Origin of the sequence: Blautia caccae, from assembly GCF_040095955.1 — a bacterium.
In the GTDB taxonomy this organism is placed as follows: domain Bacteria; phylum Bacillota; class Clostridia; order Lachnospirales; family Lachnospiraceae; genus Blautia; species Blautia celeris.
Window position 1 is genome coordinate 154,790 of the sequence record NZ_JBBMFP010000002.1, and the last position, 26,115, is coordinate 180,904.

The following is a 26,115-nucleotide window of genomic DNA, read 5'->3' on the forward strand; positions in this document are numbered from 1 at the left end:
CACTTACATGATATGTGCCGGGGAGGAATTGGTGCAGGTTTGCGGAAAAGATTTTTAAATATTCGTGAAAACAGAGAAGATCCGGTACACATCCAACGCCCCATATCCCCATTCACGGTTGGGGTAAAGCTGTACCTGGGTTCTTCTGGCGCCGCGGATAAACAGGGCTTTCAGCTCTGCATTGTTAAATATCTTGGGCGGATTTCTTTTTGCCCCCCACTCGATCACAAGAGCACAGGCTCCGGCAGTGATGGCCGCCGCCACAGAGGAGCCGGTCATGGTTGTGAAACGTCCTCCGGGCGCCGGGCCGAACACATTGACTCCCGGTGCTGCGATATCCGGCTTTATGAGACCTGTACGTGTAAATCCCCTGCTGGAGTTGACGAACAGGCTGTTATTGTATGCGTTGAAAGTAGAAGTGGTCAGGGACACCTCCGCCGCCGAGGGCGCAGTGATGGTGGTGTTGGGGTCCGGTCTCAGAAAAGTTACATCAGGCGCCATAAACCCGTCGACCGGAAGCCAGATATGGAAATTCCCCGCATTGTTGCTGCTGGAATACACATTGATCTTCCATGCGCCCGGTGTGGGATTGGAAAAGCGGAAGAAAATGAGCTGGTCACCGGATATGGTCTGAATCAGTTCCGAGGCAATAAAAATCTCCGTATCTTCCAATACAAACTGTATGGTATCCGAATAATTGATCCGGGTGGGCAGCCGCTGTATGACCTCGCCCAAAGGGGATTCAAAACCAACCGAATAGATTTCAGGGGGTGCGCCCCATAATTCCGCGGTAAAGCCCCTTGTATTTTCCGGCACCAGGATCTCTACTGCTGTGCTGGTGTTTGGCGCAGGTGCTTCTGCAAAGAAATGATGGGCCTTGCCCGCTTCATTTCCGGCTGCGGCTACGGAATAGACTCCCCAGTAATTGGCAGATACAGTCAGGGACGATGCAAGGGCAGATTGTCCTGAATGCGCCCCCTGGTTGGAGCCAAGGCCAATACAGATGACCAGGGGAGCCTGCAGCTCATTGGAGAGGAGCAGAAGATAGCGGATTCCCATCATGATATCGGATTCCTGATAAACAGGATTGCTGCTTGTGTGGTAGAAAAGCTCTTTTAAGTAATTTTTCGCTTCTTTCAGTTTTACGACTGCCAGCATACTGGAAGGGGCAGCTCCTATGAAGTCATTGTCCGGCAGGCTGCTTCCCGCGGCGGCGCCTGCCAGAAAAGTCCCGTGACCGATGGTATCCTGTGAGGGGATAAGCTCCAGGGGATTTTCTGACGCCAGTGCATTCTCCAGATCCTCATGGGTGTATCCTGTCCCGTACTGCATGTCAAAGGGCGGCGTGCCGCTCTGAATCGTCTGGTCCCACAGTCCGTAGATGCGGCTGCCCCCGTCTGACCGTCTGAATGCGGGATGTGTGTAATCAATCCCCGTATCAATGAAGCCGATCAGGATACCGCGCCCCTTCAGATTCAGCGCCGGCTGGTTCTGGACTGCAGTGATTCCCGAAACCTCCAGACTGACCGTGTCCAGAAGGGAGTAGAGATTGGGAATGGTATTATAGAAGAGACCATTGGCAAAATAATCCCTGATATCAGAGGAAGGGAGGCGCCCGTGTATCATTCCATAATAGTTGTTGAAAAGCTGGGCCCCAAATTCCCGGTAGTCTTCCAGAAACTGCGGATATATGGGGAGGATATAGTCGGCATAATCCTCAGACAAGATCATTTCTTTGATTGTAGGCATATAAAATTTCCATACTGTCTGTTTTTAATAAGTCTATGAGGAAGCCCTCTGAAATATTGGCAGTAAAGCTGTTTTCTGAATACCATAAAGAAGAACTCATATACGGAGCTTTGGGAAATGATGCAGAAATGGCTTACCGGAAAAAATATAGGTGTCGCCATCCTGGACACCGGAATTTATCCTCATATAGATTTTGACTGCCGAATCCGTGCTTTTCTTGATATGGTACACGGAAGAACCCTTCCTTATGATGACAATGGACACGGCACGCATGTGGCCGGAATCCTGGCTGGCAGCGGAGCTGCCCTGAACGGAAAATACAAAGGCGTAGCGCCGGGCTGCGATATCATTGCAGTGAAGGTGCTGGATGAAAGCGGCAATGGCAACAAGGAGCAGGTAATCGAAGCACTGGACTGGATCAAGGCCAACCGGATCAAATACAACATCAGGATCATCAATATCTCCGTGGGCACTACCCAGAAGGAATCGCACCGGGATCTGATCTATGCGGTGGAATCCGCCTGGGATGACGGGTTTATTGTTGTAGCCGCTGCCGGCAACATGGGACCGGGGCAGGGCAGTATCACAGCTCCCGGCAGCAGCCGGAAAGTCATCACCGTGGGTTCTGCCGATATGCTGGTACGCCATCAGGGTATTTCAGGGAGAGGCCCCACCTGCGACTGCATTATCAAGCCGGATATCGTGGCACCCGGCAACGCCATTGTCTCCTGCGCCAACCGAAGCGGCAGCATGCCTTATGCAGTGAAAAGCGGCACATCCATGTCAACCCCTATGGTCTCAGGCGGCATTGCGCTGCTTCTTGAAAAAAATCCCGCACTGTCCAATCTGGAAGTCAAGAAAAGACTGATGGAGACAGCTAAAGATCTGGGCTATCCCCACAACCTGCAGGGTTGGGGGCTTTTTCAGTTAGAGCATTTTTTATATGATGAAAAGATTTGAAAATTATAGTTGACAAACAATGTATCATTGTATACAATAATACAAGAAATTCATTAAGATAAAGTGATAGCATATTGAAAATGTGATGCCGGGTCATACCGGAAGTTAAGATGAGGAGTGACGAATATGATAAACAGAGCTGTCAGAATGAATTACCATACAAACTTACTGGAACTGGAAGAGCATATGTATCCCCTGGTGGATGTGCAGACACCGAATGTATTTCACAATCTTTTCCCCTACACAGAGGTACCCAAGATTGCGTTTAACGACAGGATCGTGCCCCATCATATGCCGGATGACATCTGGATCACTGACACCACGTTCCGCGACGGGCAGCAGTCAAGAGCTCCTTACAGCACAGAGCAGATTGTAACTATCTTTGATTATTTACACAAACTGGGCGGACCAAACGGCAGGATACGCCAGAGCGAATTTTTCCTTTACAGTAAAAAGGACAGAGACGCCGTATATAAATGTCTGGAGCGGGGATATAAATTCCCGGAAGTTACGAGCTGGATCCGTGCCAGCAAGAAGGATTTTGAACTGGTAAAGGACATTGGTCTGAAGGAGACCGGTATCCTGGTGAGCTGTTCCGACTACCATATTTTCTATAAAATGAAAATGACCAGAAAGCAGGCCATGGAGCATTACCTGAGTGTGATCCGTGAATGCCTGGAGACGGGAATCAGCCCCAGATGCCATCTGGAGGATATAACAAGAGCGGATATCTACGGCTATGTGATCCCCTTCTGTCTGGAACTGAATAAACTGATGGAGGAGTACTCCATTCCCATTAAGGTGCGCTGCTGTGACACCATGGGATATGGCGTGAACTATCCGGGTGCTGTGATCCCACGCTCCATTCCGGGCATTATTTACGGTATTCTGACACATGCCGGAATCCCTTCCGAGCTGATTGAATTCCATGGCCACAACGATTTCTACAAGGCTGTGAGCAATTCCACGACGGCGTGGCTTTACGGCGCAAGCGGTGTAAACTGCTCCCTGTTCGGCATTGGTGAGAGAACCGGCAATACACCCCTTGAAGCTATGGTATTCGAGTACGCGCAGATCAAAGGCTCCCTGGACGGCATGGATACAAGGGTCATCACAGAGCTTGCGAAGTACTACGAAAAAGAGATCGGATACAAGGTGCCCTCCACAACACCGTTTGTGGGAAGTGCGTTCAATGTGACGAGAGCCGGTATCCATGCGGACGGTCTTCTGAAGAATGAAGAGATCTACAATATCTTTGATACGGATAAATTCCTGGGCCGTCCGCCGCAGGTGGCTGTTTCCAACACCTCGGGCCTTGCCGGCATTGCTCACTGGATCAACAATCATTACCGCCTGTCCGGTGAGAAACAGGTGCAGAAGAACAGCGAACTGGTGCAGATGGTAAAGGCATGGGTGGATGCCCAGTACGAGGAGGGACGCGTGACTGTCCTGACGGATGAGGAGCTGATATCCGTGATCGAGGAGAGCTGCGCAAGATTAAATATAACCTTATAAGGCAATGACATGTGAGGAAGGAAGCAAAATGGCAGGTAGAGAAAAGTCCCTGAGGGGCCAGGTGTTTGACAAGATCCGTTCAGATATTCTGAAAGGCCGTTACCAGCAGGGAGACGAATTGGTGGAATGTACCATAGGGAAAGAGCTGGGAGTCAGCAGAACTCCGGTCCGGGAAGCCATCCGGCAGCTGGAACTGGAGGGCCTGGTACGCCTGGTGCCAAACAAAGGAGCCTTTGTCAACGGGATATCCGCAAGGGATGTGACTGATATTTATTTGATCCGCTCCCGGCTGGAAGGGCTCTGTGCCCGGATGGCCGTGGAGAATATAACACCGGAACAGCTGGAAGCCATGGAGGAGGCCATTGTCCTGTCAGACTATCATGCAAAGAAAGAACACTATGAGCAGGTCTGCGAAATGGACGGCAAGTTCCATAAGCTGCTCTATGAGGCGTCCGGCAGCCGGATGCTTTCCCACACACTGTCTGATTTTCATCAATATGTACAGCGTGTGCGGCAGGTATCCATTATGAACCGCATGCGTCTGAATAAATCAGGCAGTGAGCACACAGAGATTCTGGAAGCCATAAAGAGCAAAAACGCGGATCTGGCGGAACAGGTAGCCGCAAGACACATATTTAATACGGTTGAGAATCTGAAACATTTTAATCTGGAAGAAATTCTGCGGGAAGAATACGGAAAGGAGAACGACAACAATGGAAAAAATTAAAATGACAACACCTCTGGTGGAAATGGATGGGGATGAGATGACAAGGATCCTCTGGAAAATGATCAAAGAGGATCTGCTTGCGCCATATGTGGAACTGAACACAGAGTATTATGATCTGGGACTGGAGTACAGAAATGAGACCGGCGACCAGGTGACAGTGGATGCGGCCAATGCCACAAAGAAATACAAAGTAGCGGTAAAATGTGCCACCATCACCCCGAACGCGGCCAGAATGGACGAGTATCACTTAAAGGAAATGTATAAAAGTCCCAACGGCACCATTCGTTCCATGCTGGACGGTACGGTTTTCAGGGCGCCTATTGTGGTAAAAGGAATCGAGCCCTGTGTAAAGAACTGGAAGAAACCCATCACTCTGGCAAGACATGCCTACGGGGATGTCTATAAAAACACAGAGATGGTCATTCCCGGACCGGGCAGGGTGGAGCTTGTATATACCGCGGCTGACGGAACAGAGACAAGAGAACTGGTGCATAACTTCACAGGTGCCGGGGTGGCACAGGGAATGCACAACTTAAATGATTCCATTGAGAGCTTTGCCAGAAGCTGCTTTGAATACGCGCTCTCCACAAAACAGGATCTGTGGTTCTCCACCAAGGACACCATTTCCAAAAAGTATGACCATACCTTCAAGGATATTTTCCAGGACATCTATGAGAAAGAATATAAGGATGCCTTTGAAAAGGCCGGTATTACATATTTCTATACACTGATCGACGACGCGGTGGCACGTGTGATGAAAGCCGAAGGCGGCTTTATCTGGGCCTGCAAGAACTATGACGGGGATGTTATGAGTGATATGGTATCCTCCGCTTTCGGCTCTCTGGCTATGATGACATCCGTGCTGGTATCCCCTCACGGATATTTTGAGTATGAAGCTGCACACGGAACCGTACAGCGCCACTATTACAAACATTTAAAAGGGGAAGAGACTTCCACCAACTCCGTGGCTACCATCTTTGCCTGGTCCGGATCTTTGAGAAAACGCGGGGAGCTGGATGGAAATACAGACCTCTGCCTGTTTGCCGACCGGCTGGAACAGGCCACTCTCACTACTATCGAAAAGGGAGAGATGACAAAAGACCTTGCACTCATCACGTCAATTAAGAATCCTTCTGTATTGAACAGCCGTGAGTTTATCCTGGCTGTAAGGAAGAATCTGGATGTTTTATACGCGTAAAAAATAAGCGTCTGCTGATTTAAAAGTCCATGTAAGAGAGAGAAACAAGTCCCTGCTTACATGGACTTATTATTTGTGAAAAAAAGTCTCGGGCAGGGGTTGAAAAATTTAGTCAATTTCTTATAATGGGTATTAACCGAATCGGTAAAGCATTAAAGGAGGCACAGGATGGAGGACAGACTTAGCAGTCTCTCAGAAGAGAAGAAGAACGCGGTTGTCAATGCAGCACTGGAAGTGTTTGGCACCAATGAATACAAACGGGCATCCACAGACCTGATCGCTGCAAAGGCAGGCATCTCAAAAGGGCTGCTGTTTTACTATTTTAAAAATAAGAAAGAGCTGTATATGTACATATTTGAGTATGTCATGGAGAAGGTAGGACCGCGCCTTTTAGACCGGCACTTTTTTGAAATAACGGATTATTTTGAACTGCTGGCCTATGCAGCAGACAAAAAAGCCCGTATCCTCTCCAGTTTTCCCTTTCTTATGGAGTTCAGTGTCCGGGCATTTTTTACATCCAGGGAGGACGTATCGGAAGATATGAACTCTTTTATGAAAAACCAGATGGATACCATGTTCGTGGATTATTTCAAGAATGTGGATATGACTAAATTCAGGGAGGACATAGATCCCAAAGAAATACTGAACATGCTTCTCTGGCTCACTGACGGATATCTGCACCAGAGAATGTTTTATACCGATACGGTGGATGCGGATGAATTGATGCGTCAATTCAGAAAATGGTCAGAAATGCTGAAGCGGATCGCATACAAAGAAGAGTATCTAACCGAAATGGTTGGAAGGAGGCAAAAAAATGAACGTGATTGAAATCAGTCATATTACGAAAGACTATGGGCAGAACCGCGGCGTTTTTGATGTTAGTTTTTCTGTAAAACAGGGAGAGGTACTGGGGTTTTTAGGACCAAACGGTGCCGGTAAGACAACCACGATTCGGCAGTTGATGGGATTCATCAAACCGGATAAGGGCAGACTGTCCATTCTGGATATGGACTGCTTCAAAGAGTCGGATAAGATCCAGACATCTCTTGGGTATCTGCCGGGAGAGATCGCTTTTATTGATTCCATGACAGGGATGGAGTTTATCCGCTTTGTGGCTAAAATGAAAAATATGAGAGATATGGGCCGGGCACAGGAACTGATGAAGATGTTTGACTTGAACGCGTCCGGCAAACTGAAGAAAATGTCAAAGGGCATGAAGCAGAAGATAGGAATCGTCTGTGCCTTTATGAACCCGCTGGCCAGCATCCTGATCCTGGATGAACCCACCAGCGGACTGGACCCTCTGATGCAGAACCGGTTTGTGGAGCTGATCCTTTCCGAGAAGAAAAAGGGAAAGACCATTTTGATGTCTTCCCATATGTTTGAGGAAATTGAGCGAACCTGTGACCGCGCTGCCATTATCCGAGACGGACGGCTGGTTGCAGTGGAGGAGATGGAGAAACTGAAAGAGGGGCGGCAGAAGGTGATCGATATCACCTTCCGGGAGGCGGATATGGCAGAGGCATTCGCTGCCGCATTCCCGGAGGCAGTCTATCAGCCCGGCAGTAAAACGGTAACGGCCAAGGTTGGAAAAAACCTGGATGCCTTTATCAAAAAAGCAAGCGCCTATACGGTCACGGATTTCGACGTGCGCACACAGAGCCTGGAAGAGTTCTTCATGCATTTCTACGGAGAGGGGGCAGCAAAATCATGAATGCTACACTGTTTAAAAAAGAGATCAAATCCAACTGGCTGCTGCTCGTCATTTTTCTTGCAGTGCTCAGTGTATACGGAAGTATGATCACCATGATGTTTAGCCCCGAGATGGGAGACAGCCTGAAAATGATGGCTGACAGTATGCCGGATCTGTTTGCGGCATTCGGCATGGCTGACGTGGGCCAGACGCTGCTGGAATTTGTATCCGGATATTTATACGGAATGCTGTATGTGGCCTTCCCCGGGGTATTTATCATTATCCTATCCAACAGACTGGTATCCAGATATGTAGATAACGGTTCCATGGCCTACCTGCTGGCGGTACCACAGAAACGCTGGAAGATCATGCTGACTCAGTGTGTCTTCATGCTGACCTGCCTGGTTGTCATGGTGGTATATGTGACCTGCCTGATTCTTGCTTTCAGTGAGGCGCTTTTTCCGGGAGAGATGGAGACAGGTGCCTTCCTTCGGATCAATGTGGGATTATTGGGTATCCTTGTATTTTTCGGCGGGACATGTTTCTGTGCATCCTGCTGCAGCAATGAGACAAAGACTTCCTCCGCGGTCAGCACAACCGTGGTGGTATATTCCATTCTCCTGCAGATGATATCACAGGTGGGGGATAAATTCGAGAAAGTAAAATACGCCACCCCCATAACCCTCTTTGATATTGACGGGCTGGCTGCAGGTGACGGGAAGGCGTGGATCATGTGCGGCATTTTATATCTGGCAGGAATCCTGCTTATGGGAATCGGGATCATACGGTTCAGCAAACGGGATCTGCCTTTGTAAGAGATGGAATCGCAGACGGCCGAAGGATAGCAGCCGGATATAAAAAACGGGAGGAGCAGGCATTATGCCAGCTCTTCCCATTTTTCATACAGTTCTTCCAGCTTTTCTGCGATCTCAGCTTTTTCATTGGCAAGCCGGACGCATTCAGCCACATTGACGGCAACCTCAGGCTTTTCCATCTCACTGTCGATCTCTTTGTCCCTGGTTTCCAGGCGTTCAATCTCTGCCTCTGTCTTCTTCAGATCATTTTCACGCTTTCTCTGGCGTGCCTGTTCTTCTTTGCGCTGTTTCCAGTCCAGTTTCGTGGCGGATACGGATTCCGCAGCCTGTTCCTCCTCAAGGCCCGGCGCATAGATGCGGGTGAGCTCCTCCCTCTTCTCCATGTAATAATCATAGTTGCCGATATAGTTTACCATACTCTGGTTGGTCAGCTCCAGGATCCTGGTGGCGGTACGGTTGATAAAGTAACGGTCATGGGATACATACAGCACCGTACCCGTATAATTGCGCAGGGCCTCCTCCAGGATCTCCTTTGACATAATGTCAAGATGGTTGGTAGGCTCATCCAGGATCAGGAAATTGGCTTCTGAGAGCATGAGCTTTGCCAGGGATACGCGACCCCGTTCCCCGCCGCTTAAGGATGCGATCTTTTTAAAGACATCATCCCCGGTAAAGAGAAAGGCAGCCAGCAGATTGCGGATCTCCGTGTTGGTGAGCTTGGGAAAATCATCCGAAATCTCCTCGAAGATGGTTTTTTCCATATGCAGTACGTGGTGCTCCTGGTCATAGTAGCCGATGTGTACTTTACTTCCCAGATGGAAGACGCCGGCGTCGGCCGGGACCAGCTCGTTCAGTATTTTGAGTATCGTCGTTTTTCCGGTTCCGTTATTCCCGATGATGGCCACACGCTCCCCGCGTTTGATGGAAAAGTTCAGATCAGAAAACAGCGGGAGGGAGGGAAAGGATTTAGAGAGATGTTCCACGGTCAGCACATCCATGCCGCTCTCTATGCGGGGCTTCAGGTAAATACGCATGGACGCGTTTACCTCAGTCGGTTTTTCTATGACTTCAATCTTATCCAGCATCTTTTCCCGGCTCTCAGCCCGCTTAATGGACTTTTCCCGGTTGAACTGCTTTAATTTGGCAATGACTTCCTCCTGGTGTTTGATCTCCTGCTGCTGATTGAGGTAGGCCTGGTAGGCATCTCTGCGAAGCTGGGCCTTTTTCTCACTGTAGGCGGAATAGTTTCCGCTGAAGGAGCTTACCTTTCCGTTGTCAATATCAATCACCTTGGTCACGATCCTGTCCAAAAAATACCGGTCGTGGGATACGATAAGGACAGCTCCCGGATAATTCAAAAGGTACGTCTCCAGCCAGGAGATAGAGTCCATATCCAGATGGTTGGTAGGCTCATCCAGAAGGATGATATCCGGTTTTGACAGCAGCAGGCGGCCAAGGGCCACACGGGTCTTCTGGCCTCCTGACAGGGTGGAGATTTCTTTTTCAAAGTCACTCTCCGGAAAGCCGAGTCCCTTCAGTACGCCCACAAGCTCACTTTTATACGCATAGCCGTTCTCCATCTCAAACTCATGGGTCAGCCGGGAATACGTCTCCATCAGGCGGTCCAGCTCCTCCCCTTGGGCGTGCTTCATCTGTTTTTCGGTTCTGCGCATATGGAGCTCCATATCCAGAATATGCTGTTTGACCTGGAGCAGAGAGTCATAGATGGTAAGCGCGCTGTCCAACTCCTGATGCTGGGCCAGATAGCCGATGGTCCTGCCCCTTGATAAGATTACCTCTCCGCTGTCCGCGGGAATCTCCTGCATGATGATGCGCAGCAGTGTGGATTTTCCTGCTCCGTTGATGCCCACCAGGGCGGCTTTTTCGCGTTCTTCTATATGGAAGGAGGCATCATGGATCAGATTCATGCCTCCGAACGATTTTTCAATGTTTTGACATGCCAGTATCATTTTATACGAATCTCCTTTATCTTTTGGTTCACCCTTCCTATTATATCGGAAATTCAGAATTTGACAACAGATAAAAACAACAATAACTGGAATTGTATTTGACTTTATTTTAACAATTATATATAATATTCCTATATGAAACAGAAAACTTAGACATAAGGAGGGTAAAGTCGTGGACGAAAAATGCATATCGAAAGCAGTCATCAGAAGACTTCCCCGATATTACAGATATTTAGGAGAACTTTTGGAAGATGGTGTGGAACGTATTTCCTCAAACGAGCTGAGCAGCAAGATGCGCGTGACCGCATCCCAGATCCGCCAGGACCTGAACAATTTCGGAGGATTCGGGCAGCAGGGATACGGCTATAATGTGCAGTACCTGTACACAGAGATCGCCAAGATCCTGGGGCTCGACAGGACCCACAACATGATCATCATCGGAGCCGGCAATCTGGGACAGGCACTGGCCAATTATGTACAGTTTGAAAAGCGCGGATTTAAAGTGGTGGGTATATTTGATGTGAATCCGGTTCTGAAAGGTATCTCTATCCGTGGGAACGAAATTCTTATGATGGATGAACTTCCCCAGTATCTGAAGGATAATGATGTTCAGATAGCAGCGCTGACTCTGCCTAAGAATAACGCGGAGGAGACAGCCAACCTGCTGGTGGAAAACGGAATCAAAGCCATCTGGAATTTCGCACATCTGGATCTGGAGGTCCCGGAGGATGTCATCGTGGAAAATGTACACCTTTCTGAGAGCCTCATGCGATTGTCTTATAACCTGAATTGTTATGTGACCGAACATAAAAAGTAAGAAAAGGCTGCTGCGGAATTTTTGCGGCGGCCTTTTGCTCTGCAGGAAGGTTTGACAGACGTCCCTGATTCATACCGGAATAAGAGAGGAGTGTATGATATGAAACAAATCGTAACCGGCGGACAGATGAAGCTATTGGATGAATACACGATCCACGAGATCGGGGTTCCCTCCCTGGTACTTATGGAGCGGGCAGCTCTGAGTGTCTGTCAGGCACTTCGGGAGGAAAATTTTCCTCTGAAAAGAGTTCTGGTGCTCTGCGGTACCGGAAATAACGGTGCGGACGGCGTAGCGGTGGCCCGTATACTCCATATGACAGGTGTCTCGGCAGATATCTGTATACTTGGAAAAAAGGACCATTATACAGAAGAAATGAGAAAGCAAGTGAAAATTGCAGAAAATTATCATATATCCTTTGTCAAGAATGCAGTACCTGCTGAATATACTACTATAGTAGATGCTGTCTTTGGTGTAGGCCTGTCCAGGGAAGTGGGCGGAAAATACAGGGACACCATCGAAGCTCTGAACCGGTCAGGGGCAAAGGTCATGGCAGTGGACATTCCCTCAGGTATCAGTGCTGATACGGGGAAAGTGCTGGGCTGCGCAGTGAAGGCTGATGTGACAGTCACCTTTGCTTATGAGAAGGCAGGTCTTTTATTCTACCCGGGCGCATCCTGCGCGGGCAAGGTAAGGACGGCTGATATCGGAATCTACAGGCTGCCTCAGAATGATTTTGAACTGTCCATACAGAGCTGTGAGGAGAAGGATCTGTGCCGGATTCCGGCGAGAAAACCGGACGGGAACAAAGGGACTTTCGGGAAAATATTCCTGGCAGCCGGCAGCCGGGATATAAGCGGCGCGGCATATCTCTCCGCCTGTGCGGCTCTTAGGGCCGGCGCAGGCATGATAAAGGTACATACCAGGGAAGAGAACCGTCAGGCACTGACCACAATGCTGCCGGAGGCCATGTACAGCTTTTATGACGATGAAGAGATCCGAAAAGAACAGATTCGGGAAGGGCTTGCATGGGCTGATGTGATCGGGGTAGGACCGGGACTCGGCACAGGACAGCAGGCGGAAGATATTTTGTATACCATACTGGCGGAGGGCAGAAAACCTCTGCTGATCGACGCGGACGGCCTGAATCTGCTGGCCGGCAGAATGGAAGTGCTGTCCCAATATCCGGCACCGGTCCTTGTGACACCGCATCTGGGTGAGTTTTCCAGAATCTCCGGGGTATCTGTGGAGGAGTGGAAGGAAGCGCCTCTTTACCTGACAAAACGTTTTGCCGGGAAATATCACCTGACAGTCGTGTGTAAAGATTCACGTACCGTCATTTCCGACGGCGGCGAGGAGATATTTATCAACACCTCCGGCAACAGCGGTATGGCAACAGCGGGAAGCGGGGACGTGCTCTTTGGCATCCTCATGGGATTTTTGTCCCAGGGACTTTCAGCCAGGGAGGCGGCAGCTCTCGGCGTTTATTTCCACGGTATGGCAGGGGATATGGCCGCCGCCCAAAAAGGTGAGTACAGCATGATTGCCGGGGATATCATTACACAGGCAGCGGAGATCTTGAAGAAAAGAGGAGCAGTTTTATGAAGACACCAAACAGGATTTACGTTTCCATAGATTTGGATGCGGTTTCCTATAATCTGGAAAATATGAAGAAGAATATCCATGAGGACACGAAGATCATAGCCGTACTCAAAGCGGACGGCTATGGACACGGAGCGCTTCCCATTGCCGAACACATAGAATCACTGCCCTATATCTGGGGATTTGCAGTGGCCTGTGTGGAAGAGGGACTTGCTCTTCGGGAGGGCGGCATCAAAAAGCCTGTTCTAATCCTTGGATATACCTTCCTGGAAGATTACGAGACGATCATCAAAAACGATTTCCGTCCAACCGTTTTTACCGGTAAGATGGCTGAGGATTTATCGGACACGGCAAAGCGGCTGAACAAAACAGTAAAGATACATATTAAGCTGGATACAGGCATGACCCGTATCGGCTATCGCGACTTACAGCATGATGTACCGGAGATTCTGAAGATTGCAGAGATGCCCGGCCTTGAAGTAGAAGGTCTGTTCACACATTTTGCCAGAGCCGATGAGACGGACAGGGAACCGGCGTATGTGCAGCTTGAGAGATACCTGAAATTTGTCCATGCACTGGAGGAGAAGGGGCTACATGTGCCTCTGAAGCACTGTTCCAACAGCGCAGGTATCATCCGTATTCCCGAGGCGAACATGGATGCAGTGAGGGCAGGCATTATTCTGTACGGCCTGTATCCATCCGACCAGGTGGAAAAGGAGCCGGTGCCTTTAAAACCGGTTATGGCTCTCAAAAGCAGAGTTGTATACATAAAGACAGTGGAACCCGGTGTGGAGATCAGTTACGGCGGTACCTTTGTCACAACACGTCCGACCAGGGTGGCCACGATTCCCGTGGGGTATGCGGACGGGTACTGCAGAGGGCTGTCGGGCAGGGGCAGCGTGCTGATACGAGGCAGGCGCGCGCCTATTATCGGACGCGTCTGTATGGATCAGTTCATGGCAGATGTGACAGATATTCCGGAAGCGGAAGAGTTAGATGAAGTGACCTTGATCGGAAGAGACGGGCAGGAGTGCATCACAATGGAGGAGCTGGGGGAGATATCCGGCCGTTTCAATTATGAGTTTGCCTGCTGCATCAACAAACGTGTGCCGCGTCTGTACGTTTCCGGGCAGTAGCCGGCCGTGTGGACGTGCCTGCGCACCGTTTTTTCAGCTGTTTGGAGGACTTTCGGCTTCAGAAAAGTAAAAAACAAGAAAAACCATGGAATACACACGAGAGAATTGGGAAGAATTATATCTGAACAGAAAAAAATCGGAGTGTGAAATGTGTGGTTATCAAACGAGGTGATATTTTTTACGCGGATTTAAGGCCGGTGGTCGGAAGTGAGCAGGGCGGAATCCGTCCGGTGCTGATCATTCAGAATGACATCGGAAATAAACACAGCCCCACAGTGATCTGTGCGGCCATAACATCGAAGATGAACAAGGCGAAGCTGCCCACCCATATAGAGATTGACGCATCCTCCTACGCGATCGTGAAGGATTCCGTTATCCTGTTAGAGCAGCTTCGCACAATTGATAAACGAAGATTAAAAGACAAGGTATGCCATCTGGATGCGGAAATACTGAAGAAAGTCAATCATGCCCTGTGCGTGAGCCTGGAACTTCCCACTACATAGTGAAAATTTCCTTTTCGCAGGCTTTCGCCTCCTGCATGGCGATGGGGAACCACCAGGTCTTTACCGGGACGAAGGCAGTTGTATAGATTCCGTTCTTTGCACAGGATAAAACTTCTTCCCGGATATGGCTTCTGACTTCCTCCTCTGTCAGGTTTCCTGCTGCCGCCTGGGCTTCCAGGTCCTGATACTTTGGTGTGATGTTATAGGACAGGCTTCTGCCTGTCTTTTTCATTGCCCCCACAATGTCGTTGATGCCCTGTCCCTGGAAGGAATCTATGCCGATCTCCGGGAACTCCGCTATGATCTGATCCATTTTGCCGCAGGAATGCATATCGAAGAACATGCCGAGAGAGTGACAGTGGGCTGCGATTTTTTTAATCTGCGGTTTGATCAGGCTGCGCCAGATGTCCGGGGAGAAGAACATGTTTTTCTGCGTGCCCCAGTCATCATGGAAGCATACGGCTTCTGTGAGGTAGTACTTTTTCAGAATGTCCAGTTCTCTGCATTTCATCTCTGTAAGCCGGTCGAAAAAGGCGCTTACCTCCTCCGGGTCTGTCAGCATGGCGCAGAGGGCGTTTTCAAAGCCCATGAGTGTGTGCAGACGTTCAAAGGGGCCTTCCAGAAGCATGGAATAATTGAATTTGTCCGGGTCATACTGGTCCACCTTGTCTGCCTTTGCGCTTGCCTCCCAGTCTACGGCGTCCAAATCAGGGAAGACTACTTTTTCCCTCCAGTCACAGATATCATCCAGAACCGGCAAAACACTGGTGTCAGGCACGGCTGCATTTCCCACAGGATCATACACCCAGGTACATCCGAAGAAATCTTTTCCGGACTGGTTATGGGGCGCACGCTCATCCATTCCCGTTATAAAGACAGACAGGTTAGCGTCTGTAAAAAAACTGGGAAACCATTCACCGCGTTCGTGCTGAAAAAATTTTCTGAAATTTTCTTTTGGTGTCATATAAAAACCTCCCATCCAATATTGGTTACTTACATTATACACCAGAATTTTATAAAAACAATGATTTATTCAAAATTTGATTTTGGAACTTTTTCTGCTGCATTCCATGGTATAATAGATATAGAATAAAGTGACTGTAAGAGCGGGAAGGAGGGAGTGAAATGAAAACGATCCATAAAGATACGGGAGCCAAAGGTGCAGAGTATGGTTTTGAACTGGACCGGGAGGTGAACCTGCTGGTTCATGAACCCAAAACAGGTCCTTTTATCAGACAGAAGTATCCTTTATATTCCCAACTGACTTCCGGCGGCAAAGACCTGGCATTTTATCTTGCGGTTCTCGACATCTGTGTCATTGTGTGCGGCAGCAAGAGCTGGTGGGAAGAGGAAAGGAGACTGAGAGACTACACAAGGGAACTTGTCACCAGGATGCCGGCGCAGTGTGGGATACTTTCTGCCAACAGCCTGACTTGTTCCAGCCAGATTTACGCGGTGTTTTATGAGAGAGGAGACAAGAGAAGTCTGCGCAGGGAGACTGAACAGATTTTTCTCCGGCTGAAGACCGTTCTCGGAGAACAAAAAGGTGTATACCTGACTGTAGGTGTCAGCAGTCTGACCGACAGGGTCTGCCTGCAGAATCTGGAGGAGGCCAGAATTGCTTTGGAGCGCAGAATCGCATATGGGTGCTCCAACTTATATTTTTACGAGGATGAGTATATTTTCCGGACAAAGAAGCTGCCTGCTGTCAGGTTTCACATGCTGGAGAAATATCTGGAGCAGGGGCAGTCAGAGAAAAGCAGGAAAATGCTGCACACCCTTTTTTCCGAGGATATGGTCAAGAAGTACGGCATGTCCTATATCAGGATTCTATGGGTAAGGACCCTGAGCATTCTCATGCAGTATTATGAACCGGAGATCCGGGGCGCCATTGATGCGGATATGCTTCTGAAGAGCTATTATGTGCTGGATAAAATGTACACCATGGATGAGATATTTGACTATATCTGGAACATAGCCGCAGAATTCCAGAACGGCCGCAGGCGTTCGGATTCCAGGGCCAGAGACAAGGTCCTTTTGGCAGAGGAGTACATAAAAAAGCATTACTGTGAAGAGATATCCATCAATCTGCTGTCAGAGCGCTACGGTATGAATCCCAATTATTTCTCCGCGATCTTTAAAAAGGAAATGCACCATTCCCCGGTGGATTACATTACCAGGCTGCGTGTGGAGAAGGCAAAGGAGTATTTAAAGGAAACGCATCTGCATATCAGGGAAATATCAGAGAGAGTGGGGTATGAAGACTGTCATTACTTTTTCCGTGTGTTTAAAAAAATCACAGGAATGACACCCATGCAGTACCGGCAGTCCCATACTGTGTAAATAATCCACCGGATATGTGGGATTTGTCCATTGCCTGCAAAGCGTTTAGAAAATATAATGAGTTATATTTGGTTATGGATGAGTCACGGGGAGATAAGAAATGGAAATCACGTATATGGAGCGATCTGAAAGTGCGGTCTGGGAAGATTTTGTCATTCCCAGATATGCCAGCATTCCGGCGCTGTGCAGGCAGTTTAAACAGCTCGGAAGAAAGCGCAGGGGCTGCCACTGCATATTTATGGATACCGGCGGTCTGAGCTTTCAGAGAAAGCGGGAGCTGGTGAAGATGATCATACGATGTCTGTATCAGGGCGCCTACCATTTTTGCGGAAATGCGCTGGAAGAATTGGAAACGGCTACGGTATATCAGTGCAGGGACAGGCTGTGTGACTATGGTGATGGTATCTTTTATATTATTTCATCAGAAAATTTATTGTCCGCCGTCACAGAGGGAAAGAGGGAGGCTGTCTGTATCGGTCATGCCAGAACCCTGGGCAACCTTCCTTTCCGGCATATCAATGTTGAGAAGATGGCCCAATATGCAGAGGAGCTGGCCGAATCCCTTGGCGTGCCCTGCGATTCGGTCAAAGAGGCAGGGGTGCGTACCGTTACCCTGCATTATAACTGCGGCTCATGTATGGGGGCTGTGGCTTTGATCGGAAGAAGCATTTTTTACGGAATAGAAGAGGAGCTGTACCATGCCTATCACGACGCCCAGGAGGATATCTGTTTTGACCTGTGCGGAGCTGCGGACATGCTGTCTGTATTTGAAATCCTGGCCGGAAGCAAGACAGGAAAAAACATCATCGCGGTTTTGAGTTTTACGGAAACTGCCTCCGATGAGGGGGTATGGGACAGACGTCAAAATAAACTCTGCGCCGCGCGGAGAAAAAGCCGGATCATGCTGGCTGACGCCATGGTTCGGGCCCAGAATATGGGCGCTGTGTGGCTGATCGACCTATCCTCCCTTACCTATGCCTGCAGAGCGGAATATGGGGATTTTGTCACAGGTATTTTCAGCAATGACAAGGAGACGGGGGAACGGTTCCGTTTTACTGCCCAGGGATTGGGAGAGCCGGCATTCGCACTGCCGCTGGACCATATCTACCATGAACTGCCGTGGCCGGAATGCCGGAAAAAGCATCTCAGCGTAGCACTTGCATTTCAGCGGAATATATTGAGAAAAGGCGTGCGCTGGATCCATCTGGACGCAGCAGGCCCTTCTGTGAACCGGGAGGATACGCTTTACATGGAAAAGGGAGCCAGCGGGGCGGATATAGCCGCGATCGCGGCCTTTGTTGAAAAAGAATTGCCCGGAGAGTTCATGATGTGAACCTCTTCGGGGGATTCTTTTTTTCTTGACTGCTGTGCACGAAAATGGTATCTTAATATAGGACAGCCCTGCAAAAAGGGCAAATATGAGGGAAGAAAGAAGGAATTTTTTAATCATATGGATGACGGGAGTAGTCCTTTATGGGCGGTAATGGTTTTTCTATTATTCATCATCATTAACGGAATTTTATATGGATTTGGCTCTGCCATACAGAAAGTAAGCGAAAGTGAAGTGGAGAAAAGGCAGCAGGAGGGTGACAAAAAATCCCGCTGGCTCCTGGATGTGGTGAACAACCCGGTTATGGTGGTCAATACCATCCTTACGGTCGGTACGCTTCTCAGTATCCTGGCCGGGTATGTGGGAATCCGTGAGATTGTTCCATACATGTATACGGCACTGAACGGGGTATCTGCATTTTCCTACATACCGGACGCTTTACTGCGCGGCATTTGCGTTGTGATCGTGGTGCTGTTGGTGCTGATCCTGCTTGTGGCTGTGGGCGTGATTTCCGCCAAGAAACTGTTTACCTGTAATCCCCATCAATGGGTTTACCGCACAGCCGGACTGGTACGGCTGATCGTGAAGCTGTTTTATCCGATTACGTTTTTGATTATGAAGCTGTCCAACGGACTGGTGCGCCTGCTGGGTGTGGATCCCCATCATAACGAAGAAGATGTGACAGAAGAAGAGATCATTTCAATGGTGGATGATGCCCATGAACAGGGTGTGATTGAAGAAAATGAAGCGGAAATGATTCAGAATATCATGGAGTTTTCCGACAAGGAAGCCCAGGATATTATGACTCACCGGAAAAATGTCAGCGCCATAGAGGTAAATACTCCTCTGGCAGAAGCGCTTTCCTATATGCTGAACGGAAGCAATTCCAGATATCCAGTATACAGGGAGGATATTGATGACATTATCGGCATTCTGCATCTGAAGGATGCCATGAAACAGATGACCTTTGAGAACAAAGGGGATGTGCCCGTGGGCCAGATACCGGATCTGATCCGGGAGGCCTCCTATATTCCGGAAACCAGAAGCATCAATGATCTGTTCAAACGGATGCAGGCCAAGAAAATCCACATGGCTGTGGTGGTGGATGAATACGGACAGACTTCAGGCATTGTGACCATGGAGGATATTCTGGAAGAGATTGTGGGCAATATCCTGGACGAATATGACGAAGACGACCATTTTATTGTGGAGCAGCTTGATGACTCCTATCTGATGAAAGGACTTACTCCGCTGGAAGAGGTGGGAGAGGTACTGGACATTGATTTTGAGGATGAAGACTATGAGACATTAAATGGATATCTGACCTCTTTACTCGGGCATATACCGAATATGCAGGAGGATAAGGAAGTCAGGGTAAATGGATATTTATTTACCATCCTTGGGGTGGAAAATAATACAATACAAAAAGTAAGGGTAGAAAAACTGCCCAAAAAAGAAGGAGAAGAGAAATGTCAGGACATTCAAAATTCGCAAACATAAAACATAAAAAAGAGAAAAATGATGCAAAAAAAGGTAAAATCTTTACCGTGATCGGCAGGGAAATCGTGGTAGCCGTAAAAGAGGGCGGCCCGGACCCTGCAAACAACAGTAAACTCCGCGATGTGATCGCAAAGGCAAAAGCAAACAACATGCCAAACGATACCATTGACCGCGGTATCAAGAAAGCAGCCGGCGATGCCAATGCGGACAACTACGAATACATCACCTACGAAGGCTACGGCCCAAGCGGTGTGGCTGTCATTGTGGAGACCCTGACAGACAACAAGAACCGTACAGCCAGCAATGTGAGAAGTGCTTTCACAAAAGGAAACGGCAATATCGGAACACCGGGATGCGTATCCTTTATGTTCGATAAAAAAGGCCAGATCATCATCGACAAAGAAGAGTGTGAGATGGACGCAGACGACCTTATGATGATCGCTTTGGACGCAGGCGCAGAAGACTTTTCCGAGGAGGAGGACAGCTTTGAGGTCCTCACAGCTCCGGATGATTTCAGTGCTGTCCGTGAAGCCCTGGAAAAAGAGGGCATCCCCATGGCAGAAGCCGATGTTGCCATGATCCCCCAGACCTATGTGGAACTCTCCGATGAGCAGGATGTGAAGAACCTGCAGAGAACACTGGATCTGCTTGAGGATGACGATGACGTACAGTATGTATGGCATAACTGGGACGAGTGATAAAATACGCTGAATATAAAATACCTCTTTGCGCAGGGAACTGTGCAGAGGGGTATTTTTGTATTTACATCTGTTGGACTTTATTGTGCGGAAATGGTATGATATCAATATAGGAATAGGCGAATCAGTAAATGGCATTTTGGACAGGTGAAGTCTATGGAAGCAAAACAGAAAAAAATATTTAAAAGGATTGTAGGGCTGCTTTTCTTCATTCCTCCGACAATTCTTCTTTATTATTTGAAAACCGGGCAGCTATGGAACCGGAAATTGTACTATTACGTGGTATTTTTCCTCTATGGCAGTCTGAGTATTTTTTATATTATAGAAATAATCCTATTGCGGAAAAAGAAAAAGTCCATTTGGGAGGACAGGGAATTACTGATAGCAACCCTTTTGGTTATATTTTGCTTTGTGGATTCCATATTCTCTTATGTAGAATTTGAGTATTCAAAAGACGTGTATGAAAAATGTCTGGAACATCTTCGCCAGGGGTGGTAGAACTTTGTAAAAGGTTGAACGGAGGTGAGCATATGCAGGATAAAAAGGAATCCGAGGATTTAAAAGACAGACTGGCCTATGAGCCGGAAGAAGTCAAGCGGATGGTGGAGGAGTACAACAGACAGAAGCAGATAGAATTTGAAGACCTGCATTCAGAGAAAACCTGTAAGATCATTTCAGTATTTAATGTGTTTCAGAACATACTTCTCATAGCCTGGCTTATCAGCTTTATAATCAGTATTGTTGAACTGTATATGCATTATCCCCTAACCAATCATTCAATCCGTTTCGGAAGAGACAGACGTATTCTCACGCCTATAATTATGCCGGTTGCTGTGATGATGGGCGAATATATTGGCGGACTGAGTAAAATCGGAGGTACTGTTTTTACCACATTGGGTGGTGCCTTTGCGCTTTGGATCACAAAGGAATATATACTGTTATATCCGAATATGCAGATTTCAACATGGCTTACAGCATTTTTTATTATAATGGCATATATCTGCTGTATCATCATGAATTTCCAACCCAGTATTAACCGCTATCTAAAAAGATATCCTTCCAGATTATGGTTTGATCCGGCCCGTGATAAGAGAAAAAAGAAGAAATAATTTTGCCACAGCCTGCAATATCAACAGAATAAAATGCAGCACATTGCTCTGACCCGGGCTATGCATAATAATCACCAAATTACATATCCTACCTCCAGGAATAAAATCTTGGAGGTACTTTTATGTCTGAAGAAAAGAAAAATGAACTGGAGAAAACAGAAAAGCAGAATGAACAGATAGAAGATATGGGGCAGCTTGATTTATCGGATAATGAAAAACAGTATCACATCCATCTTCTGTCCATCATAGGCGAGGTGGAAGGCCACGAATCCCTGCCGAACAACAGTAAGACAACAAAATACGAACATGTCCTTCCAAAGCTCGCTGTCATTGAAGACAGCAAGGACGTGGACGGCCTGCTGATCCTGCTGAACACGGTAGGCGGAGATGTGGAGGCAGGGCTGGCAATTGCGGAGATGATCGCGTCCCTGAGCAAACCGACCGTTTCCCTGGTGCTTGGAGGCGGTCACTCCATCGGTGTGCCTATGGCTGTATCTGCGGATTACTCTTTTATTGTGCCCTCTGCCACCATGGTGATCCATCCGGTCCGGAGCAACGGAATGTTTATCGGTGTGATGCAGTCTTATAAAAACATAGAAAAGATACAGGACCGTATCACAGGCTTTGTCTCTTCCCATTCCAAAATGACCCAGGAGCGTATCGAAGAACTGATGCTGGATCCCACCCAGCTTGTCAAGGATGTGGGCACTATGCTGGAGGGCGAAGAGGCCGTAAAAGAAGGTCTCATAGATGAAGTGGGCGGTATTTCCCAGTCTCTGGAAAAACTGTATGAACTCATAGAAGAAAATAAGAAAAAAGACGCCTGATCGAAAATTCTTAAATTTTGTAAAGACTTTTAAGTTGTGTGAAATGCAATTTTATGATAAAATAAACATTTGATAAAGTTTATCACTCCATCTGTGCGCTGTACACAGGAATCAGATGGAGAAAATACATATGAAGAGGTTGACCACATGTCATTATTACAGGCACTTCTGCTTGGACTGGTGCAGGGAATCACAGAATTCCTTCCGGTGAGCAGTTCCGGGCATCTGGCTATTATGCAGAATCTATTAAACATCAATACCGATACAGGCGTGTTGTTCGATGTGATTTTACATTTGGGAACGCTGACAGCTATTTTTATCGCGTTCTGGAAGGACATTAAGAAGCTGATCCTGGACGGCTGCGGAATGATCTATGATATCATTCAGAATATTAAAATATGGTCACACAACAGAAGAGAACACGATGCCAGGCGTTATAGGAAGATCGTGTCCTCCAATTATCGTAAATTTATCCTGCTTATTACGGTTTCTACAATTCCCACTGCGATTGTGGGCCTGCTTCTGCAGAATGTTGTGGAAACAGCCGGCAGCAATCTGCTGGCACCCGGGGTTGGGCTTTTTATCACCGGCATCCTGCTTTTGGTGGTGGACTTCTTCCCGGCAGGTGACAAAATACCGAAAGATGTATCCTTTTGGATCGCGCTGGCTATCGGCTTTTTTCAGGGAATCGCCGTATTTCCGGGAATCTCCAGGTCCGGTATGACCATAGCAGCCTGTCTGCTCTGCGGTCTCAACAGAAAATTTGCAGTAAAATATTCATTTATCATGTCCATTCCGGCTGTGTTGGGGGCAGCAGTCCTGGAATTGAAGGACATACCCGGCTCGGGAGTCACACTTCCCGTGTTTGGGGAATATCTGGCGGCAGCCGTTCTTGCAGGAACAGCGGGGTACTTCTGCATCAAAACAATGCTGCGGCTGATACAGCGCAAAAAATTCCGGTATTTCAGTATTTACTGTTTTATCATCGGAATTGTTGCTGTAACGTGTAATTTTGTCCTGTAGGTGCAAACCGCAGGAACTATAAGGGGAGTCAGGAAAATGGCAGCGACGAAAAAAAACAACACAAGAAAAAAGACGGGCACCCGCTCTGGAAGCAGAAATAAGAAAAAACAGGACGAGGGCATCGGCCTGTATACTGAGATAATATTATGGATCACACTGGCAGGCTCCATCCTGCTGTTACTGAGCAATTTCGGCATGGGAGGCCTGGTAGGAAAGACAGTCAGCGGAGTCTTCTTCGGACTGTTCGGCCTGGTGGCCTACATATTCCCTATCTTTTTATTCCTTGCCGTATCCTTTGTCATATCAAATAACAGAAATCCGAAAGCTTACCGGAAAATGGCAGGCTTTCTTTTGCTGTTCATTTCTGCCTGCGCATTGATGCAGCTTTTAACGGACGGCTATTTCGGCGGAACTTCCATTATGGATTATTATAAAATTTCGTCCACGTACCAGACCGGCGGAGGTATTCTGGGAGGACTTCTTTGCAATATCTTCGGAAAAGCGTTTGGCACGGTCGGAACTTATGTGATCGTTATCATTGCAATGATCATTGCTCTGATACTGATCACACAAAAATCCATGTTCGCGCTTCTTAAGAAGGGCAGCACCCACGTGTACGGCAGTGCGAAGGCAGGACATGCCCGCAGAAAACAGTACGCGGCAGAGCAGAAAGACAGACCTGTCACAGGAAGAAGAGCAAAACACGGAGAGAAAAACGAAGAATCCGAACCTTTAAAATTGAAAACAAGAAGAAACAAGAACGAAGACAGCATTGCAGCCAATCCGGCTGCTGAAAATATAAGTGTTATCCGGAAGGAAGCAGCAGCGGCTGAGGCAGCTTTGACGGAACCGGCAGAGGAGATTCCGGCAGATGATATCCTTCTGAAACCAGAAAATGCTTTCCCTATCCACCGTTCCGACACAGCGCCGGCAGAGGTGGAAGAGATTGTGGAAGATATACCGGCAGAACCTGTTGTGGAGGAAAAGCCCCGAAAAGCAGGTTCCGCGAAAAAAACGCGTTCCTCAAAAGATGAGATCGAGGATGGTATTGAAAACATAAAGGGTGAGATCGCGGACAAGGAACAGGAGATAAAAAAGGAATACGAAATTCCTCCCGTCTCACTGCTGAAAAAGGGAACCGGCGGAAAAGGTGATTCTGACACGCATCTTCGCAGCACAGCCAAAAAACTGCAGGAGACACTGCACAATTTCGGGGTCAATGTGACAGTGACCAATGTGAGCTGCGGTCCGACCGTTACGCGTTATGAGCTGCAGCCGGAACAGGGCGTTAAAGTCAGCAAAATTGTCAGCCTGACCGATGATATCAAACTGAACCTGGCAGCAACGGATATCCGTATTGAGGCACCCATTCCCGGCAAAGCCGCCGTCGGAATCGAAGTCCCCAATGCCACAAACAGTGCAGTTATGCTTCGTGAACTGATACAGTCCGAGGCTTTTTCCACGTGCAAATCCAAGCTGGCATTTGCGGCGGGAAAAGATATTGCAGGACAGCCGGTCATTGCCGATATTGCCAAGATGCCCCATCTGCTGATTGCAGGCGCCACAGGCTCCGGTAAATCCGTATGTATCAATACATTGATTATGAGTATCCTTTACAAAGCCACCCCGGAAGAGGTACGGCTGATCATGATAGATCCCAAGGTTGTGGAGCTGAGTGTGTATAACGGGATTCCCCATCTGCTGATCCCTGTGGTCACTGACCCCAAGAAAGCGGCAGGTGCCCTGAACTGGGCAGTTGCGGAGATGACAGACCGTTATAATAAATTTGCAGAGTACAATGTCAGGGATTTAAAAGGATACAATGCAAAAGTTGACAAAATTAAGGATATTGAAGAGGAAGGAAAGCCGGAAAAGATGCCGCAGATCGTTATCATTGTGGACGAGCTGGCAGATCTTATGATGGTAGCGCCCGGTGAGGTGGAGGATGCGATCTGCCGCCTGGCACAGCTTGCCCGTGCAGCGGGAATCCATCTGATCATCGCTACACAGCGGCCTTCCGTCAATGTCATCACCGGCCTGATCAAGGCAAACATGCCTTCCAGAATCGCGTTCTCCGTATCCTCCGGTGTGGATTCCCGGACCATTATTGATATGAACGGCGCGGAAAAACTGCTGGGCAAAGGCGACATGTTATTTTACCCGCAGGGTTACCAGAAGCCGGCCCGTGTACAGGGCGCTTTTGTCAGTGACCAGGAAGTGGGGGCTGTAGTGAAATTCTTAGCGGAGCAGAATCCTGCCCATGTCTACAGCCAGGAGATCCAGGACAAAATTGAAGCAGCCAAAGATGCTTCCGCCAATCAGGCAGGAGCTGCATCCGGTGGAAATGACCGGGATGCCTACTTTACCGACGCCGGCAAGTTCATCATTGAGAAGGACAAGGCCTCCATCGGTATGCTCCAGCGTGTATTTAAGATTGGTTTTAACCGGGCAGCAAGAATCATGGACCAGCTCTGTGAAGCCGGCGTAGTGGGCGAGGAGGAAGGTACCAAACCCAGAAAAGTCCTTATGTCCCAGGAAGAATTTGAACAGTATATAGAAGAGTATTTGTAAAATATTGATATAGATGAGAAATGAGGTATTTA

Annotated in this window: 22 protein-coding genes; 19 read left to right on the forward strand and 3 right to left on the reverse strand. The window is 48.2% G+C overall.

The window, feature by feature from the left end:
- Positions 1–54: 54 nt before the first annotated feature.
- Entirely contained in the window at positions 55–1,749 is a 1,695-nt protein-coding gene (locus tag WMO65_RS02560) for a S8 family peptidase (protein WP_033140318.1), read from the reverse strand.
- Between the two features lie 117 nt (positions 1,750–1,866).
- Here WMO65_RS02560 and WMO65_RS02565 point away from each other — a divergent pair, with 117 nt between their 5' ends.
- The 7 genes from WMO65_RS02565 (at position 1,867) to WMO65_RS02595 (ending at position 8,657) form a co-directional block, all read left to right on the forward strand.
- Positions 1,867–2,709: a S8 family peptidase gene (locus tag WMO65_RS02565; protein ID WP_033140317.1), complete on the forward strand. Its 843-nt coding sequence runs from the start codon at positions 1,867–1,869 to the stop codon at positions 2,707–2,709.
- A gap of 126 nt (positions 2,710–2,835) precedes the next feature.
- Positions 2,836–4,224, forward strand: a complete 1,389-nt coding sequence (locus WMO65_RS02570; protein ID WP_148391467.1) for a hydroxymethylglutaryl-CoA lyase-like TIM-barrel protein — start codon at positions 2,836–2,838, stop codon at positions 4,222–4,224.
- A 28-nt stretch (positions 4,225–4,252) separates the two neighbouring features.
- Complete coding sequence (locus tag WMO65_RS02575) at positions 4,253–4,951, forward strand: GntR family transcriptional regulator (RefSeq protein ID WP_033140576.1); 699 nt, start codon at positions 4,253–4,255, stop codon at positions 4,949–4,951.
- Entirely contained in the window at positions 4,938–6,149 is a 1,212-nt protein-coding gene (locus WMO65_RS02580; protein WP_148391466.1) for an NADP-dependent isocitrate dehydrogenase, read from the forward strand. The genes WMO65_RS02575 and WMO65_RS02580 overlap by 14 nt, the downstream gene beginning before the upstream one ends.
- A gap of 168 nt (positions 6,150–6,317) precedes the next feature.
- The gene (locus WMO65_RS02585; RefSeq protein ID WP_052099203.1) at positions 6,318–6,977 is read left to right on the forward strand and encodes a TetR/AcrR family transcriptional regulator; all 660 of its coding nucleotides are present in this window, start codon (positions 6,318–6,320) and stop codon (positions 6,975–6,977) included.
- The gene (locus tag WMO65_RS02590) at positions 6,964–7,863 is read left to right on the forward strand and encodes an ABC transporter ATP-binding protein (RefSeq protein ID WP_148391465.1); all 900 of its coding nucleotides are present in this window, start codon (positions 6,964–6,966) and stop codon (positions 7,861–7,863) included. The genes WMO65_RS02585 and WMO65_RS02590 overlap by 14 nt, the downstream gene beginning before the upstream one ends.
- Positions 7,860–8,657, forward strand: a complete 798-nt coding sequence (locus WMO65_RS02595; protein WP_349063612.1) for an ABC transporter permease subunit — start codon at positions 7,860–7,862, stop codon at positions 8,655–8,657. The genes WMO65_RS02590 and WMO65_RS02595 overlap by 4 nt, the downstream gene beginning before the upstream one ends.
- 62 nt (positions 8,658–8,719) lie before the next feature.
- On the opposite strand, the gene WMO65_RS02600 is transcribed toward WMO65_RS02595, so the two are convergent.
- Positions 8,720–10,627, reverse strand: coding sequence for an ABC-F family ATP-binding cassette domain-containing protein (locus tag WMO65_RS02600; protein WP_118594089.1), 1,908 nt, complete (start codon positions 10,625–10,627; stop codon positions 8,720–8,722).
- 172 nt (positions 10,628–10,799) lie between these two features.
- Between WMO65_RS02600 and WMO65_RS02605 the strand changes: the two genes are divergently transcribed.
- From WMO65_RS02605 to WMO65_RS02620, 4 genes are all read left to right on the forward strand, one after another.
- A complete protein-coding gene (locus WMO65_RS02605) occupies positions 10,800–11,444 on the forward strand; it encodes a redox-sensing transcriptional repressor Rex (protein WP_033140311.1) in 645 nt (214 codons plus the stop codon).
- A 99-nt stretch (positions 11,445–11,543) separates the two neighbouring features.
- Positions 11,544–13,046, forward strand: coding sequence for an NAD(P)H-hydrate dehydratase (locus WMO65_RS02610; protein ID WP_148391464.1), 1,503 nt, complete (start codon positions 11,544–11,546; stop codon positions 13,044–13,046).
- Entirely contained in the window at positions 13,043–14,179 is a 1,137-nt protein-coding gene (gene alr / locus WMO65_RS02615) for an alanine racemase (protein ID WP_033140309.1), read from the forward strand. The genes WMO65_RS02610 and alr overlap by 4 nt, the downstream gene beginning before the upstream one ends.
- Before the next feature lie 152 nt (positions 14,180–14,331).
- Positions 14,332–14,682, forward strand: coding sequence for a type II toxin-antitoxin system PemK/MazF family toxin (locus WMO65_RS02620; RefSeq protein ID WP_018594007.1), 351 nt, complete (start codon positions 14,332–14,334; stop codon positions 14,680–14,682).
- Here WMO65_RS02620 and WMO65_RS02625 read toward each other — a convergent pair.
- Positions 14,675–15,646 (reverse strand): uroporphyrinogen decarboxylase family protein, encoded by a 972-nt coding sequence (locus WMO65_RS02625; protein ID WP_158587324.1) that lies wholly within the window; start codon positions 15,644–15,646, stop codon positions 14,675–14,677. The genes WMO65_RS02620 and WMO65_RS02625 overlap by 8 nt on opposite strands.
- Positions 15,647–15,807: 161 nt before the next feature.
- On the opposite strand from WMO65_RS02625, the gene WMO65_RS02630 reads away from it, so the two are divergent.
- The 8 genes from WMO65_RS02630 to WMO65_RS02665 all read left to right on the forward strand — a co-directional run bounded on the left by WMO65_RS02630 (position 15,808) and on the right by WMO65_RS02665 (position 26,083).
- A complete protein-coding gene (locus tag WMO65_RS02630) occupies positions 15,808–17,025 on the forward strand; it encodes a helix-turn-helix transcriptional regulator (RefSeq protein ID WP_033140307.1) in 1,218 nt (405 codons plus the stop codon).
- Between the two features lie 100 nt (positions 17,026–17,125).
- Positions 17,126–18,358 (forward strand): M17 family metallopeptidase, encoded by a 1,233-nt coding sequence (locus WMO65_RS02635; RefSeq protein ID WP_148391463.1) that lies wholly within the window; start codon positions 17,126–17,128, stop codon positions 18,356–18,358.
- A 150-nt stretch (positions 18,359–18,508) separates the two neighbouring features.
- A complete protein-coding gene (locus tag WMO65_RS02640; protein ID WP_243128768.1) occupies positions 18,509–19,855 on the forward strand; it encodes a hemolysin family protein in 1,347 nt (448 codons plus the stop codon).
- The gene (locus WMO65_RS02645; RefSeq protein WP_033140304.1) at positions 19,825–20,553 is read left to right on the forward strand and encodes a YebC/PmpR family DNA-binding transcriptional regulator; all 729 of its coding nucleotides are present in this window, start codon (positions 19,825–19,827) and stop codon (positions 20,551–20,553) included. Before WMO65_RS02640 ends, WMO65_RS02645 begins: the two co-directional genes overlap by 31 nt.
- Positions 20,554–21,083: 530 nt before the next feature.
- Complete coding sequence (locus WMO65_RS02650) at positions 21,084–21,662, forward strand: hypothetical protein (protein ID WP_148391461.1); 579 nt, start codon at positions 21,084–21,086, stop codon at positions 21,660–21,662.
- Between the two features lie 122 nt (positions 21,663–21,784).
- Positions 21,785–22,489, forward strand: coding sequence for a ClpP family protease (locus WMO65_RS02655; protein WP_033140301.1), 705 nt, complete (start codon positions 21,785–21,787; stop codon positions 22,487–22,489).
- 147 nt (positions 22,490–22,636) lie between these two features.
- Complete coding sequence (locus WMO65_RS02660) at positions 22,637–23,512, forward strand: undecaprenyl-diphosphate phosphatase (RefSeq protein WP_148391460.1); 876 nt, start codon at positions 22,637–22,639, stop codon at positions 23,510–23,512.
- A 36-nt stretch (positions 23,513–23,548) separates the two neighbouring features.
- On the forward strand, positions 23,549–26,083 hold the full coding sequence (locus WMO65_RS02665) for an FtsK/SpoIIIE family DNA translocase (RefSeq protein WP_033140299.1): 2,535 nt from the start codon (positions 23,549–23,551) through the stop codon (positions 26,081–26,083).
- Positions 26,084–26,115: the final 32 nt, after the last annotated feature.

What these genes read in the sequence shown, in the direction of transcription:
- WMO65_RS02660 (WP_148391460.1), top strand. Translation starts at nt 22,637, where the DNA reads ATGTCATTATTACAGGCACTTCTGCTTGGACTGGTGCAGGGAATCACA.
- WMO65_RS02640 (WP_243128768.1), top strand. Translation starts at nt 18,509, where the DNA reads ATGGTTTTTCTATTATTCATCATCATTAACGGAATTTTATATGGATTT.
- WMO65_RS02570 (WP_148391467.1), top strand. Translation starts at nt 2,836, where the DNA reads ATGATAAACAGAGCTGTCAGAATGAATTACCATACAAACTTACTGGAA.
- WMO65_RS02625 (WP_158587324.1), bottom strand. Translation starts at nt 15,646, where the DNA reads ATGACACCAAAAGAAAATTTCAGAAAATTTTTTCAGCACGAACGCGGT.
- WMO65_RS02565 (WP_033140317.1), top strand. Translation starts at nt 1,867, where the DNA reads ATGATGCAGAAATGGCTTACCGGAAAAAATATAGGTGTCGCCATCCTG.
- WMO65_RS02635 (WP_148391463.1), top strand. Translation starts at nt 17,126, where the DNA reads ATGGAAATCACGTATATGGAGCGATCTGAAAGTGCGGTCTGGGAAGAT.
- WMO65_RS02575 (WP_033140576.1), top strand. Translation starts at nt 4,253, where the DNA reads ATGGCAGGTAGAGAAAAGTCCCTGAGGGGCCAGGTGTTTGACAAGATC.
- WMO65_RS02630 (WP_033140307.1), top strand. Translation starts at nt 15,808, where the DNA reads ATGAAAACGATCCATAAAGATACGGGAGCCAAAGGTGCAGAGTATGGT.
- WMO65_RS02560 (WP_033140318.1), bottom strand. Translation starts at nt 1,749, where the DNA reads ATGCCTACAATCAAAGAAATGATCTTGTCTGAGGATTATGCCGACTAT.
- WMO65_RS02665 (WP_033140299.1), top strand. Translation starts at nt 23,549, where the DNA reads ATGGCAGCGACGAAAAAAAACAACACAAGAAAAAAGACGGGCACCCGC.
- WMO65_RS02590 (WP_148391465.1), top strand. Translation starts at nt 6,964, where the DNA reads ATGAACGTGATTGAAATCAGTCATATTACGAAAGACTATGGGCAGAAC.
- WMO65_RS02595 (WP_349063612.1), top strand. Translation starts at nt 7,860, where the DNA reads ATGAATGCTACACTGTTTAAAAAAGAGATCAAATCCAACTGGCTGCTG.
- WMO65_RS02610 (WP_148391464.1), top strand. Translation starts at nt 11,544, where the DNA reads ATGAAACAAATCGTAACCGGCGGACAGATGAAGCTATTGGATGAATAC.
- WMO65_RS02645 (WP_033140304.1), top strand. Translation starts at nt 19,825, where the DNA reads ATGTCAGGACATTCAAAATTCGCAAACATAAAACATAAAAAAGAGAAA.
- WMO65_RS02585 (WP_052099203.1), top strand. Translation starts at nt 6,318, where the DNA reads ATGGAGGACAGACTTAGCAGTCTCTCAGAAGAGAAGAAGAACGCGGTT.
- WMO65_RS02600 (WP_118594089.1), bottom strand. Translation starts at nt 10,627, where the DNA reads ATGATACTGGCATGTCAAAACATTGAAAAATCGTTCGGAGGCATGAAT.
- WMO65_RS02580 (WP_148391466.1), top strand. Translation starts at nt 4,938, where the DNA reads ATGGAAAAAATTAAAATGACAACACCTCTGGTGGAAATGGATGGGGAT.
- WMO65_RS02655 (WP_033140301.1), top strand. Translation starts at nt 21,785, where the DNA reads ATGTCTGAAGAAAAGAAAAATGAACTGGAGAAAACAGAAAAGCAGAAT.
- WMO65_RS02650 (WP_148391461.1), top strand. Translation starts at nt 21,084, where the DNA reads ATGCAGGATAAAAAGGAATCCGAGGATTTAAAAGACAGACTGGCCTAT.
- alr (WP_033140309.1), top strand. Translation starts at nt 13,043, where the DNA reads ATGAAGACACCAAACAGGATTTACGTTTCCATAGATTTGGATGCGGTT.